The sequence below is a fragment of the Brevibacillus migulae genome (assembly GCF_004521915.1).
Classification (GTDB): Bacteria; Bacillota; Bacilli; order Brevibacillales; family Brevibacillaceae; genus Brevibacillus_F; species Brevibacillus_F migulae.
In genome coordinates this window covers 167,023-181,074 of the sequence record NZ_SDKD01000002.1, presented here as the reverse complement: position 1 = coordinate 181,074, position 14,052 = coordinate 167,023, and the positions used below count along the sequence as shown (strand labels likewise).

11 protein-coding genes and 1 riboswitch are annotated in these 14,052 nt (G+C 52.5%); of the genes, 1 reads left to right on the top strand and 10 read right to left on the bottom strand.

The genetic code is table 11. The features are described from left to right. Nucleotides 1-258 precede the first annotated feature (258 nt). The 9 genes from EIZ37_RS02985 to EIZ37_RS02945 all read right to left on the bottom strand — a co-directional run bounded on the left by EIZ37_RS02985 (nt 259) and on the right by EIZ37_RS02945 (nt 9,914). Nucleotides 259-714: a GNAT family N-acetyltransferase gene (locus EIZ37_RS02985; protein WP_134683073.1), complete on the bottom strand. Its 456-nt coding sequence runs from the start codon at nt 712-714 to the stop codon at nt 259-261. Further along, nucleotides 711-1,859: a GDP-mannose pyrophosphatase NudK gene (gene nudK, locus EIZ37_RS02980; protein WP_134683072.1), complete on the bottom strand. Its 1,149-nt coding sequence runs from the start codon at nt 1,857-1,859 to the stop codon at nt 711-713. The genes EIZ37_RS02985 and nudK overlap by 4 nt, the downstream gene beginning before the upstream one ends. Before the next feature lie 174 nt (nt 1,860-2,033). Next, a complete protein-coding gene (locus EIZ37_RS02975) occupies nt 2,034-3,092 on the bottom strand; it encodes an HD-GYP domain-containing protein (protein WP_134683071.1) in 1,059 nt (352 codons plus the stop codon). Between the two features lie 161 nt (nt 3,093-3,253). After that, a complete protein-coding gene (locus EIZ37_RS02970) occupies nt 3,254-3,568 on the bottom strand; it encodes a hypothetical protein (RefSeq protein WP_134683070.1) in 315 nt (104 codons plus the stop codon). Between the two features lie 96 nt (nt 3,569-3,664). After that, on the bottom strand, nt 3,665-5,188 hold the full coding sequence (locus tag EIZ37_RS02965; protein WP_134683069.1) for a solute symporter family protein: 1,524 nt from the start codon (nt 5,186-5,188) through the stop codon (nt 3,665-3,667). Nucleotides 5,189-5,359: 171 nt separating this feature from the next. After that, a complete protein-coding gene (locus EIZ37_RS02960; RefSeq protein ID WP_134683068.1) occupies nt 5,360-6,892 on the bottom strand; it encodes a solute symporter family protein in 1,533 nt (510 codons plus the stop codon). Beyond that, nucleotides 6,889-7,239 carry a DUF485 domain-containing protein gene (locus EIZ37_RS02955; protein WP_134683067.1) on the bottom strand — a complete coding sequence of 117 codons (351 nt, stop codon included), beginning with the start codon at nt 7,237-7,239 and terminating at the stop codon, nt 6,889-6,891. The genes EIZ37_RS02960 and EIZ37_RS02955 overlap by 4 nt, the downstream gene beginning before the upstream one ends. 150 nt (nt 7,240-7,389) lie before the next feature. Next, on the bottom strand, nt 7,390-8,151 hold the full coding sequence (locus tag EIZ37_RS02950) for a LytR/AlgR family response regulator transcription factor (RefSeq protein WP_134683066.1): 762 nt from the start codon (nt 8,149-8,151) through the stop codon (nt 7,390-7,392). Beyond that, the gene (locus EIZ37_RS02945) at nt 8,148-9,914 is read right to left on the bottom strand and encodes a LytS/YhcK type 5TM receptor domain-containing protein (protein WP_134683065.1); all 1,767 of its coding nucleotides are present in this window, start codon (nt 9,912-9,914) and stop codon (nt 8,148-8,150) included. Before EIZ37_RS02945 ends, EIZ37_RS02950 begins: the two co-directional genes overlap by 4 nt. Nucleotides 9,915-10,093: 179 nt before the next feature. Between EIZ37_RS02945 and asnB the strand changes: the two genes are divergently transcribed. Further along, nucleotides 10,094-11,938, top strand: coding sequence for an asparagine synthase (glutamine-hydrolyzing) (gene asnB / locus EIZ37_RS02940; protein ID WP_134683064.1), 1,845 nt, complete (start codon nt 10,094-10,096; stop codon nt 11,936-11,938). A gap of 83 nt (nt 11,939-12,021) precedes the next feature. On the opposite strand, the gene thiC is transcribed toward asnB, so the two are convergent. After that, a complete protein-coding gene (gene thiC, locus EIZ37_RS02935) occupies nt 12,022-13,806 on the bottom strand; it encodes a phosphomethylpyrimidine synthase ThiC (protein ID WP_235827875.1) in 1,785 nt (594 codons plus the stop codon). A 114-nt stretch (nt 13,807-13,920) separates the two neighbouring features. Then, a riboswitch (TPP riboswitch) is annotated at nt 13,921-14,037 on the bottom strand. Between the last annotated feature and the right edge of the window lie 15 nt (nt 14,038-14,052).

Here is a 14,052-nt window from a genome sequence, read left to right as displayed (position 1 = left end):
CGGATCGGTCCATTGATAATAGCCCGGTTGTCTTGGCGGTTGTTGGCCAGGCGGTCTTCCTCCAGGTGGCCGTCTAGGCGGTTGATAAGGATACAATCGATCTCCTCCTTCAAGTGTGGGTACAGTAGTAAAATATGGCATAGATAGTCATCTTGCCCTAGTTTGAAGCCTATTTATAGGTTTTTGTCGCTGTAAGTAAAATGTCAAACGGCAGCTATCCCTCAGAAGTTCCGAGTGAATAGCTGCCGTCTCTTTTCTTCATAATTCCTTTGTCATAAATACGCTGTTCGGGTCTTCTTTGTAATCCGCGAATGGTCCACAATATTGAAAGCCAAAGCTTTCATACAGTCTTCTGGCCGGTTCGAAAGCATCCATCGGACCGGTTTCTAAACTAATCCGCCTGTAACCTCGCCGCTTGGCTTCTTCCATGATGTGTGCAAGGATCCGCCTGGAGACACCTTTTCGCAAATGTGCGGTGGCAGTCCGCATTGATTTAATTTCGCCATGACCGGGATCCAATTCTTTCAATGCCCCGCAGCCTAGTAATTCATCTTGTTCCCACGCACTCCAAAAAGTAACCTCCGGCTTTTTCAATCCCTCTAGATTGAGCGCATGTCTACTCTCAGGAGGAGATAGCAGCGCCAAGCTTTCCAGATGTTCCGTGATGAATGCCGCTACCTTGGGCCCCGTCAAATCATCTATTTTTATCATCATGAAGACCACTCCCCATATTCCGATTTCAAAATGGACATGATATGCAGCGATTCAAAGGTCTCACCGTTTTTCACACACCCTCGAAGTGTCCCTTCCAGTGTAAAGCCTTCGGACGCATAGAGGCTTTTCGCTCGAACGTTATCCACTTTTACATCCAGCCATAACCGATTGGCTCGACGTTCTGTAAATACCCACTTTTTGATGAGCCGCAGTGCTTCTCTCCCCACGCCTCTCCCTTTTTCAGCAACAACCATTCGCATCAGTTCCATGCTTTGATTGGGGTTGTCTAGTCCCGCCAGAATGCAAAATCCAACCGGACGATTCTGCTGTTGGTCCTCTATGATCAGGTGAGCAATGTCCCCCTCATGGAGTGAACGCTCGTGCTTTTCCCGATCCCACGGAATGATGAACCGTCTGTTTTCTTCCTCGGCTTCTAGCGCCAGGACATAATCCAGGTCGTCCACACCTGTACGTCGCAATAAAAGCTGCGGGTCATCGCCCGTTCCCAAACGATGAGGTCCGGCGATCATGATGTGCAATGGCTTGCCAGCGGGTTTCAGCAGTCCATGGATTTGCGCATACTGCAGCAGCAAGATTGTTTTTGCATCACGGATTTCACCGCTTTGGATCATGCCGAGCGCCTCCGCAAACGGCAGCTCCAGCACCTCGATATATTCCTGCTCCTCGGCCAACCCGCCGCCTTCCCCCACCAGCATGTTTGGAGTGTATTCCGCGATATAAAAATGCAAAATCTCCGTGACCGAACCCGGTGACATGTAGGCCTCGCCTACTTTGACAACCTGATCAACAAGATAACCCGTTTCTTCCTCGGTTTCCCGGCGGATTCTCACTTCCGGATCCTCGTCGTCCAGCAAGCCCGCACACGTTTCAATCAGCATTCCGGTCTCATTGCCGTTCAGATATGTGGGCATGCGAAATTGCTTCGTCAGCACTACGGTCTGTTTTTCCCGATTATAAAGCAGGATCGTGGCTCCGTTGCCGCGATCGTACGCTTCACGGGCATGTGTCTCCCTTACGCCATCATTTCTTTGGTATTCATAGGACACTTTTTTCAGCACATACCAGTTGTCCGATAAGATTTCTTCTTTGATGATTCTCACTTTTGGATTGTTCTGTCTATTCACTTCTCCACATCCCCTTCATCATGATGAATCTGTTTGCCCGAGGCCGCCATCACCAGTGTATAATTCTTCCATTTCCTTCTGTTTGATTCCTGCTGTGTGCGAACGATTCGATCATGAAAAAAAGCGGGCGGTGTGATAGTCTTCCACACGCTGCCCGCTTGCTCTCTATTCGATTTAGCTCAACACACCCGTGATGAAAACGGTAGGCGCCTCGCTTAAGTCCACGTCATGGATTTCATGGTCGCTATCCAGGCTGCCGCGGCCGCCTTTTTCTTTTTTTATGATCCGGACGACCGGACGAGATGGCAGCCCCCTGTTTTGCTCAATCACGACACCTACCTCGCCTGTGCTCAGCCGCAAAGAGGAGCCCGTCGGGTACGTCGCAATCGTCCGTAAAAACTGAATCACCATTTTATGGTCGAATCGTTTCTCGGCCAACGCCATAATTCTCTCACACGCCTCATACGGATGGCATGTTTCTTCCTCATGCGAGAACGGAGAAATGAGGTTATCGTACATATTGGCGATCGCCACAATTTTTCCAAAATCATGGATCTCGTCCCCCGTTAAGCCCCGCGGTTCTCCCATGCCATTCACCCATTCATGATGCTGCAGGGCGACATGGGCAGAGACAATGCTCATTTCATGTTTTTTGCGCAAAATATTAAAGCCCTTCCACGCATGGTGATCCGACTGCCCTGGATTGCTGGATGCGATATCGGTATCCTTCGCTACTTTTCCGATATCATGGAGCAAGGCACCGATTGATAATTCCTTCAACTGCTGGGTATTGTAACCCAATGCGATACCCATGACGGTGGCCATCATGCATACATTGAGCGAGTGAATAAACAATTGATTGTCATTGGTCCGGATATCCGAAATATTCAACAAAACACGGCGGTTTTTCAGTGTCTCATCAATAATTTGATTGACGGATTTCTGTACCCCGCGCAGATCGACTCCTTTTCCCGTCTGCACACAATTCATCGCTGCGGACAGATTGGCAATCGCTTCTTTGCGTGTCGTCTCCTGGATCACATCCTCCATTTTCACATCCTGGAGCAGTGGATCCTTGATGCTGACCATAGTCACGCCAAAACGCCGCAGCTTGTTGATCATGCCTACAGTCAGTTGCATATCAGCTTGCAAGAGGGTTAGTCCATCACTGGTATAAATGCTGCGAGCTAGTATATCACCTGGTTCTATATCTTCAATACTGACGTAACGCATACTCGTTTTTCCTCCAGCGTGCTTTGTCGCACCTCTTCAACCGCTACTTGATCCATTCTATCTATCATTCGACAATAATCAACATATTCCCTGCTTCTCCTTATTCTATTTCCACCATACCAAAAAAAGAAAACACCCTGGGATCGGGTGCGCTCATCCGCTTATTCTTCCAGCTTCATCATCGTATACGGATCACGGATCATACTGATCTCTTCGCTTTGCTGGGTCATTTCCAGCTTGGTCAGGACATCCTGGAGGACAGAGGCAAATACAAGCGTCAGCTCTCCCGTATTGACCGGTTGCTGAAAATAATGGCCAACCATTTCATAGCCTTTTCGTTTGTATGGTTCCGTGTTCGTGACTTGCATCGCGTCGCATAATTCATCCATAAGATCGTGAATCGCGGTGTTGGCTCGTTCATACACGTCTGGCCCAGCAGCCGTTTTCGCGTCTTGATTCTTCAGGCTTTTTGCCATGGTTGAATCCCCCTTTCCGCTCCACATAGGATAGGTCAAATCGGGATCGATTATTCCGAGACCAGTGTGCACCCAAGACTCCCACAATGGGCTAGGTCATCGGATGCCCGTATGTGTCCGCACAAGCGCTTGTTCAAACCGACGAACATCCGCCTGCTTGGGTGAACACAGACTCCCTACGATCGCTCCCAAAAAACCTAGCGGAATCGAAACAATCCCCGGATTCGCAAGGGGGAACAACGCCTCTGCTTTGATCCAGCCACTATGGGCATCCATCACGTAGGGTCCCAGGCAGACGAGGATCAGGGAGGAAAGCAGTCCGGTGATGATCCCGGTAATGGCTCCTGTGGTTGTAAAACGCCGCCAATACAACGTGAACAAGATGACGGGCAAGTTAGCGGAGGCAGCCATGGCGAACGTGAGCGCTACCAGAACGACCACATTCATGTTATGAAAGCCGATGGCCAGAATGATCGAGATGATCCCCACGCCTACGGATGAGCATTGTGCCGCCACGATCTGCTCCCTTTCCGAGGTCTTGCCTTTGCGCAGTACATTGCTGTACAAATCATGGGCGAAGGCGGAAGACGCAGACAGGACGAGGCCGGTCACTACAGCCAGGATCGTCGCGAAGGCCACAGCGGACAAATAGGCCATCAAAAATTCCCCGCCCAGCGCATTGGCCAGCATGGGGACGGCCAGATTCCCCCCATTTTCTCCATCCATGATTTGTTCCCAGCCGACAAAGACGCTCGCCCCAAAGCCAAGAAAAACGGTCATGAGGTAGAAAATGCCAACGATCCAGGTAGCCGTGAATACCGATTTTCTCGTCGACCTCGCATTCTTGACGGTAAAAAAGCGTGCGATGATATGCGGCAAGCCGGCCGTCCCCAAAATGAGCGCCAAATGAAGGGATATCGTATCCAGAGGACTGTCGAACTCATTCCCCGGCTGCAAAAATCGTTCCTGAAGCGGAGTATGCGCACTCGCCTGTTCAAACATGGCAAGGACATTCCAGCCAAATCGCGACAGCACGATCATGCTGACGAGCAGCGTGCTGGCTAACAGGAGAATCGCCTTGATAATCTGCACCCAAGACGTGGCTACCATCCCGCCAAACACGACAAAAATGGTCATCAAGCTGCCTACGATCATCACTGCATACGTGTAATCGATATCGAGCAGCAAATGGATGAGCGCTCCCGCTCCGACCAACTGGGCAATCATATAAAAAATCGTGATCGTCAATGTATTGAGCGCCACCATGCCGCGGAGCAAGGTGCTTTCAAAGCGTACGGCAATGGCGTCCGCCAAGGTGTAGGTCCCCAGGTTATGCAGAGGCTCAGCAACTACGTACAAAATGACCAGATAAGAAACCAAAAAGCCGATCGCGTAAAAAAAGCCATCATAGCCATACATCGCAATAGTCGCCGTAACACCCAAAAAGGACGCTGCACTCATGTAATCGCCGGCGATCGCGAGGCCATTTTGCACCCCATTCAACCGATGGCCCGCTGCGTAAAACTCCTGGGGATTGAGCGTCCGCTTGGCTGCCGAATACGTGATGGCCAACGTGCCGATCACAACGGCCAGGAAGAAAATGATGGTGGTTACATTCATCGGCGTCCCCCAGAATCAAATAGATTGGTTGGAAAAATTTGGTTAGATCAAGCCTTCGGCGGAGCTTCGTTGCTCTCATGCCGATAAGATATTCCTAATTTCTTAGCGAACTACAAAAAGCGGCTGAAGAATTTTTCTCCAGCCGCTTCTTGTATTCCTGCTTTGCAACGTTTATCCCTCTTGGATGCCTGTGTTGGCGCGAACGAGAATCTCTTCATATTTGGCATCCTCTCTCTTGCTCGAGATAAGGGTACCCAGAAATGCGGCGATAAAGCCAAGCGGGATCGAGATAATGCCCGGATTGGTCAAGGAGATGAGCGGATCTCCCACCAAAATCGCCTTTCCTGCTTCCGGTGCCCATACATTCGGACTGATCGCCACCAGGAAAAGGGCACTGAACAGACCCACCAGCATGCCTGTCACGGCTCCGGTGGTATTAAACCGTTTCCAGAAAATCGTGAAGATGATCACCGGCAGATTGGCGCTGGCTGCTACCGCAAACGCAAGGGCAACCAAGAATGCCACATTCAGCTTTTGCGCAAACAACGCCAGGATGATCGAAATCACCGATACGCCCACCGATGCCCATTTGGCCATCTTCATTTGCTCTTTCTCAGTCGCACTGCCTTTGCGTACGATATGACTGTAAAAATCGTGTGCGAAGGCAGAAGCTGCGGTTAACACCAGGCCTGCTACCACCGCCAAAATGGTAGCGAAAGCGACTGCAGATACAAAGGCAAACAGGAAGTCGCCGCCAATCGCTTCCGCCAAGAGCGGAGCAGCCATGTTACCGCCTTTATCTTGTGCAAGGATCGCGTCAGCCCCCACAAAAGCCGCTGCGCCGAATCCAAGGAATATCGTCATGACATAGAAGATCCCGATAATCCACGTAGCATAGACGACGGATTTGCGAGCTGTTTGCGAATCTTTTACGGTAAAGAAGCGGATGAGAATATGCGGCAGGCCTGCCGTACCGAGCACGAGCGCCAGATTCAACGATATCGTATCGAGTCCATTTTTAAACTTGTTGCCTGGATTCAGGAATCCTTCGCCAAGAGGAGTCGCTGATTTTACCTGTTCAAACATGTTCGTCACACTGAAGCCGAATTTGGCAAATACGATCAGGGAGATCACCAGCGTACCGCCCATCAGCAGTACCGCTTTGACAATTTGCACCCAGCTCGTCGCGGTCATCCCGCCAAATACCACGTAAACCGTCATCAGCACGCCGACAATCAGCACCGAAGTCGTGTACTCCAGATTGAGCAAAAGCTTGATCAATGCGCCCGCCCCTACCAGCTGGGCGATCATGTAAAAAATCGAGATTGTGATCGTGTTCAAAGCCGCTACCCCGCGCACTTTCTTATTGTCAAACCGCGCGGCGATCATGTCGGCCATCGTATATTTCCCCAGATTGCGCATTGGTTCGGCAACCAGATATAGGACTACCAGATAAGCGACGAGAAAGCCGATACTGTAAAAGAATCCATCAAAGCCGGACAAGGCGACCATCCCCGCGATTCCGAGGAAAGAGGCAGCCGACATATAGTCACCCGCGATCGCAAGGCCATTTTGCCATCCGGTCAAGCCGCCCCCAGCCGTATAGAATTCGCTGGTGCTCTTCGTCCGTTTGGCTGCCCAGAAGGTGATCCACAGAGTAATCGCCACAATGATCAAAAACAGGATAAATGCGGTTACATTCATGGGCGATTCCCTCCGTTCGCGTCTTGCTTGATTTCGTCGACGACCTTATCAAACTCCACCGATTTTTTGGTATAGAGGATGCAGAGTGCCCATGTCATGAGAAACTGGGCAAACGCAAATACCCACGCCCATGTGATCGCCCCGATCGCCGGTGTATTCAATACTTTCGAATAGGATGTCATGATGGGAAGCAGGAAATAAAACACAAAGAAGAAGATAGACCATGGAAGAATAAATGCCTTTTTCTTTTGCACCAGCTGTTGAAACTTGGACGATTTGGCGATGGCAGCGTAGTCAATCGCCGCTTGCTTTTTGGTTTCTCTTGCTGTAGAAGAAAACTGCGCCATAACGTATACCTCCCTTTCATCTACATCGATAAAAGCACAAATGAAAGCGCTTCCTTTCCGATTATAAATGGAATGTTCGAAAAATTGGGGAAGATGCGCGCATGATGTCGCAGATGATGTATGAATGGTTAGAAAGAATGCGTGAGTCCGTCAATAACCGCTGCCCTCCAAACGCTTCAACAGCTCTCGCGCATACGAACGGGAGACCGGGATCTGCGTCGGCTTGCCTGTTTTGAGCTTCAGATTGTAGGCACCGTTGAACCAAGGGACCAGCTCCGCCACATATTGAAGATTGACCAGATAGCTGCGGTGCGTGCGAAAGAACGGGTAGGCATGCAGCTTCTCCTCCAATTGCTGCAGCGTCATTTTCGACGTAAACGTTTCTTGCAGGGTATGAATTTGAATGACTCGCTCATCCCGGACAGCAAACAAGATCGATTCGGGCTCGATCACAACAAACCGATTTTGCTCCTCCAGCAGCAGCTTGGTGACCTTCGGCGCAGCGCCGGTAGACATCCCCGGTTCTTTACCGCCTCCCTGCGCAGACTCTTGCAACCGTTTACGAATGCGCTGCAGCGTTTCCTTCAAACGATGCGGTTCGGTAGGTTTCAGCAAATAATCCACCGCATTCAAGGAAAACGCATCGAGGGCATAATTCTCATACGCCGTACAAAACACAATCAACGGCTGCTGCTTGCGGGAGGACAGCATTCTGGCCGCCTGCACGCCCTCCAATTCCGGCATTTTGATATCCAAAAAAACGACGTCGGGCTCATATTCTGCCACCTTTTCCAGCAGCTCCCTGCCATTTACGGCACAGGGCAGCAGCTCGATATCGGCTTCCTGGGAAAGGTAATAAGACAGTTCTTCCCGCGCCAATCGTTCGTCTTCCGCAATCAGTACCCGGATCATTCGATTTCTTCTCCCCTTTTCATAGTGTTGTCGATCGGCAGACGGAATCGGATTTGGCAGCCGCCAAAAGGAAGATTGGCAAACTGCAGCCTAGACTCTGAGCCAAACAAGCTCACAAGGCGCTGATTGACATTGTACACGCCAATCCCGTTTCCTTCCGTGCTCGCCTGCGGGGTTTCTCCCAGCTTATCAAGCCGCTTTGGGTCGATCCCTACGCCATTGTCCTCCACGACGACCTCGATCCACCCCATCTTCCTGCGCAAGGAGATCCGGATTTTTCCGCCGCTTGCCTTCTCCCGCAACCCATGCTGGATGCTGTTTTCGATGAGCGGCTGAAAGGTGGCGGGTGGAATGAGCGCATGCTCGATTCCCGGCTCCACCTCGCATTCTACCGTGAATTGCTCTTCAAAGCGGATGCGGATGATTTCCAGGTACGCATTCAAATGGCTCAGCTCCTGCGCGATCGGGATCAGCTGGGAGGAGATCATTTTCAAGTTCAACCGTAAAAATACGCTCAGCTGGATCGTCATGTGTCTGGCCAGATCCGGGTTGATCCGAATCAAGGTCACGATGGAATTGAGGGTGTTAAACAGGAAATGGGGATGAATCTGGGCTTGCAGCATACGCAATTCCGCGTCCTTCATCAATGTGGTGATGCGCTCTGCCATCGTCAGCGTCAACTGATTCGAGATCAGATTGCTCAAACCTTTTGCCAGCACTTCCTCTACCTTGCGAATCTGCTGCGGGCGCTTGTAATACAACTTGAAGATGCCGATCGCATGCCCCGCCTGCGAGATCGGAACGATCAGGATGGCACCGAGCCCGCAATCGGGGTTTCCGCAGTGAACATGCTCCTTTCCCAGTCCCACCTGTACATTTCCCGTCAGGATCGCCCGTTTGGCCAGCGGACTTTGTATCTTTTCACCTGGCAGATGATGATCGGCCTCCATCCCGATATGGGCAAGAATTTGCTCCTTGTCCGCCACTGCGACAGCTGCTGCTTTGAGCTCCTTCAGCAAGATCCTTGCCGCGAATTGGGCCGTCTGCGGGTTCAGACCCAGCTTCAGATGCGGGAGAAGCAGCTCGGCGATTTTCAACGCACGTTCAGCCTCAAAAGCTGCGGAACGCTCCTCCTCTTTCAAGGCGACGCGGATCATCGTGGTGAAGATCGCGATGGAAATGCTGTTGGTCAATACCATCGGAATGCCGATCACGTTGACGACATCGCGGGCTGCTTCGGGCGGACTGGAGAAGATCAGGATCAGCCCCATTTGCAATATGGGCGCAAACATGCCGATGAACAGCGATTTCGCTGGAGAGATGACCCGCTCCTCGGTAAAAAAGCGGGCGACAAATCCAGCCAACAGTCCCGTAGCCGGTGCGGCCAGCGCCCCTGCCAGAGCGGCCATCCCCCCGAGGCTGTAGAGATGCGCGCCGGTGATCAGCCCCGCTCCCATCCCTACGATTGGACCGCCCAACAAGCCGCCAATCACGACACCCACGAGGCTGGAGGCAGCCAACACCTCACCGGATTGAAGGGGAAAGATCCAAAAGGACGGGACATGCTCGGTTCCCCTGACCACGACCCCGGCATACGTGCCTGCGATGCCGAAAAGCCCAAACAGCAAGGAAAAAGTGATCGCGGTATGAAAACGAACCTCCCGATCCAGCAGCTGCCGGAAAAGCGGGATGCGGGTCAAGATGAAGGTAAGCACGAGCAGACTGCCCATCCGCTCGATCATGATCAATGTTAACGTTTCCAAGTGCTGTCCTCCGCTTTGCGCTTTGCATAGAGTGAATCATTCTATTATTCAAAAAATGATGGCCAGAATCCTTTTTTCCCGGTTTCACAGTTTGCTTACAGGACGGACAGACAATTCCGCCCATTTTTTTGCATACCATGTGCTATGTTGTGATTGCCTGAAGGAAGGAATGATCTTCTATGTGTGGGATTACTGGATGGTTCGAGTGGGGAAAAGATCTCTCTTCCGAACGCAATACCATTGAAAGCATGACAAAATCTTTGACCTACCGCGGGCCGGATGCGGAAGGGTATTGGCTTGATCAGCATATCGCGCTGGGACACCGTCGTCTCTGCGTGGTCGATCCGGAGGGCGGCCGCCAGCCGATGCAAAAGCGGTTGGGCGATGTCACCTACACGCTTGTCTATAATGGCGAGCTTTACAACACGGAGGATATTCGGCGAGACTTGCTGGCATGCGGCCATCAGTTTCGGTCACATTCGGACACTGAGGTCCTGCTTACCGCATATATGGAATGGGGCAGCGATTGCCTGGAACGATTGAATGGGATTTTTGCCTTTGCGATCTGGGATGACCGCAGGGAAACACTCTTTCTGGCCCGTGACCGCATGGGCGTCAAACCGTTGTTTTACTCGCATAAAGGGAACCGCTTCTACTTTGGCTCGGAGCTGAAGGCATTGCTTGCCCATCCGGAGATTGAACCTGTTCTCGATGGCGAAGGGCTGGCTGAAGTTTTCGCCATCGGTCCTGCGCGCACGCCCGGTCATGGCGTATTTGTCGGCATACATGAGCTTCGTCCCGGTTATTTTGCCGTGGTGACGAGGGATGGTATGCGCACCAAGCCATACTGGAAGCTGCAGAGCAAGCCGCATACCGATGATTTGGAAACAACCGCTGCTACCGTACGCGAGCTTTTGCTGGATTCCATCGAACGCCAGCTGGTCTCCGATGTACCGATTGCCACCCTTTTGTCAGGCGGGCTCGATTCCAGCATCATCACGGCGGTTGCCGCGCGGGCATTTGCCAAGGAAGGACGCGGTCCGCTGCGCACCTATTCGATCGATTACAAGGACAACGATCTTTATTTCGAAGCGAACGACTTCCAGCCCAATTCCGATGCGCCGTGGATTCATCGGGTCTCCTCCTTTTTGGGAACAGACCATGTCGACTATCAGTTCGATACGCCTGAGCTGGTAGATGCCTTGCGCACGGCTGTGCTGGCACGCGACCTCCCCGGCATGACCGATGTGGACGCGTCGTTATTCCTGTTTTGTCGGGAAATCAAGAAGGAGCATACCGTCGTATTATCCGGGGAATGCGCGGACGAAGTATTCGGCGGGTACCCGTGGTTTTATCGGGAGGATGCCTTAAATGCCGGGACGTTTCCTTGGGCCAGAATGACCGACCAGCGGGCCAGCTGGCTTTCGGCAGAGGTACGTGATGCCATTTCTCCGGAAAGCTATGTTGCCCAGCGGTATGAGGAGACACTCGCGGAGGTTCCACGCCTCGAAGGCGAATCCCCCGAGGAAGCGCGCCGCAGGGAAATGTTTTACCTGAACATCACCTGGTTCATGAATACCTTGCTGGACCGCAAAGACCGGATGAGTATGGCCGCGAGTCTCGAAGCCCGCGTCCCCTTTTGCGATCATCGACTCGTTGAATACGTCTGGAATATTCCGTGGCTGATGAAAACCTATTTGGGCCGGGAAAAAGGCATCCTGCGCAAAGCCATGGAAGGCTTGCTGCCGGACGATGTGCTGTACCGCAAAAAAAGCCCTTACCCCAAAACGCATAATCCGGCGTATGCGAATGCGACTCGAGCCTGGCTCCTGGAGGTGCTGGCAGACGACTCTTCTCCGCTTCTGCCGCTGATTGATCGGGAAACGGTGCTGGCCATAACCAAGTCGAACGCAGCCGCTTCCGGCATCCCATGGTTCGGTCAATTGATGAGTACGCCTCAGCTTTTCGCCTATCTGGCTTCCATTGATTATTGGCTGAGGACCTATAAGGTTACCATTCGCTAAGCGTTGGCTGTTGTCATAACGGTAACTCCCCTGCACCGTCCTCTTTTGGCGGGCACAGGGGAGTTTTTTTGCGGTTAACCTGCCTAGAAATACAGCCGATGTCCGTTTTTCCGGAATTCCTCCGCCTTATCCACGAGACCTTGTTCCACTTCTTTCAGGCTTCCTGCAGGCTGCGTCTGCTCCGCTCGTTCGCGAATATCATGGGTGATCCGCATGCTGCAAAACTTCGGTCCGCACATCGAGCAAAAATGGGCCGTCTTCGCGCCTTCCGCCGGCAGTGTCTCATCATGGTACTCCATCGCTCTTTGCGGATCGAGCGACAGCTGGAATTGATCCCGCCAGCGAAACTCGAATCGGGCTTTCGAGAGGGCGTCGTCTCGTCTTTGCGCACCCGGGTGGCCTTTGGCCAGATCAGCGGCGTGCGCGGCGATCTTGTAGGCAATCACGCCTTCCCGGACATCCTCCTTGTTGGGCAAGCCCAGATGCTCTTTCGGCGTGACGTAGCAAAGCATCGCCGTGCCAAACCAGCCGATCATGGCGGCGCCGATCGCCGAGGTAATGTGGTCGTATCCCGGAGCGATATCGGTTGTTAACGGGCCCAAGGTGTAAAACGGCGCTTCGTGGCAAATTTCCTGCTGCAGGTCTACGTTTTCCTTGATTTTGTGCATCGGCACATGCCCCGGACCTTCGATCATGACCTGGACATCGTGCTTCCACGCGATCTTGGTCAATTCCCCCAGCGTCTGCAATTCGGCAAATTGGGCTTCGTCATTGGCATCTGCGATGGAGCCTGGCCGCAAGCCATCGCCCAAAGAGATCGAGACATCGTACGTTTTGCAGATTTCACAGATTTCTTCAAAGTGGGTATACAAAAAATTTTCTTGATGATGAGCCAGGCACCAAGCTGCCATGATGGATCCTCCCCGCGACACGATGCCGGTGACGCGGTTGGCTGTCAGGGGGATATAGCGCAGCAGGACACCCGCATGGATGGTGAAATAATCGACACCCTGCTCCGCCTGCTCGATCAGCGTATCGCGGTATACTTCCCAGCTCAGCTCTTCAGCCCGCCCCGCCACTTTTTCCAGCGCTTGATAGATCGGCACCGTCCCAATCGGCACGGGGGCATTCCGGATGATCCATTCCCGCGTGGTATGGATGTTCCTGCCAGTGGAAAGGTCCATTACGGTGTCCGCTCCCCATGATACGGCCCAAGTCATCTTCTCTACTTCCTCTTCGATGGAGGAGGTCACCGCCGAGTTGCCGATATTGGCGTTGATTTTCACATGGAAATGCTTGCCGATGATCATCGGTTCGCTTTCCGGGTGGTTTATATTTGCCGGAATGATCGCTCTGCCGCTGGCCACTTCTTCCCTCACCAGCTCGGGGGATACCCCCTCGCGTATCGCGATAAACTCCATTTCCGGCGTGATGATCCCTTTTCGCGCATAATGCATTTGTGTGACCGCCTGTCCTTGCTTGGCTCTCAGCGGACGGGGCGGGCTTCCTGGAAACACCGCGTTGTTCGCACGCGGGTCATCCGGTGCATACCCATTATCCTGCGGTTGTATTTTGCGCCCCTCGTATTCTTCTACATCGCCGCGCTCCAAAATCCACGGTTTTCGCAGTGCTGGAAGGCCTTTCTGCAAATCCGGGGTAAAGGACGGATCCGAGTATGGCCCCGTCGTATCATACACGCGAATGGGGGGATTCTTTTCTTCCCCTTTGCTCGTGACCGTTGGCGCCTGGCTGATTTCGCGGAAAGGTACCCGTATATCCCGCCGCGAGCCCTCGAGATATACCTTTTGACTTCCTGGATAAGCGGCTGGCAGTGTTACCGCAGCGGAACCATCCTGTTTTCCTTGCAATGTTTCTCCTCCTCCATGTTCAGGGGAGCAGGCAACAAAAAAGCCGGAACCCAAAAGGGACCCGGCTACCCCAGTCTGGCCAGATAAACACGACTGGCAAGACATGTGTTAGCAGTAAAGTGAAAGCTACTTTCCTACGCTGGTATTACCCAGATCAGGTCCCGAGGGTCCGAGGACTTTTCGCGTCCTGCATCTCAGCCCATGCGTCAATGGGCTCCCCTAGTAGTGTGTTTGGTTTTCGGTATT

Bases quoted from the DNA above. Each gene is read 5' to 3' on its own strand.
- EIZ37_RS02955 (WP_134683067.1), bottom strand. From the start codon at position 7,239: ATGGCGCAGTTTTCTTCTACAGCAAGAGAAACCAAAAAGCAAGCGGCG.
- EIZ37_RS02965 (WP_134683069.1), bottom strand. From the start codon at position 5,188: ATGAATGTAACCACCATCATTTTCTTCCTGGCCGTTGTGATCGGCACG.
- EIZ37_RS02970 (WP_134683070.1), bottom strand. From the start codon at position 3,568: ATGGCAAAAAGCCTGAAGAATCAAGACGCGAAAACGGCTGCTGGGCCA.
- EIZ37_RS02975 (WP_134683071.1), bottom strand. From the start codon at position 3,092: ATGCGTTACGTCAGTATTGAAGATATAGAACCAGGTGATATACTAGCT.
- asnB (WP_134683064.1), top strand. From the start codon at position 10,094: ATGTGTGGGATTACTGGATGGTTCGAGTGGGGAAAAGATCTCTCTTCC.
- EIZ37_RS02950 (WP_134683066.1), bottom strand. From the start codon at position 8,151: ATGATCCGGGTACTGATTGCGGAAGACGAACGATTGGCGCGGGAAGAA.
- EIZ37_RS02985 (WP_134683073.1), bottom strand. From the start codon at position 714: ATGATGATAAAAATAGATGATTTGACGGGGCCCAAGGTAGCGGCATTC.
- EIZ37_RS02960 (WP_134683068.1), bottom strand. From the start codon at position 6,892: ATGAATGTAACCGCATTTATCCTGTTTTTGATCATTGTGGCGATTACT.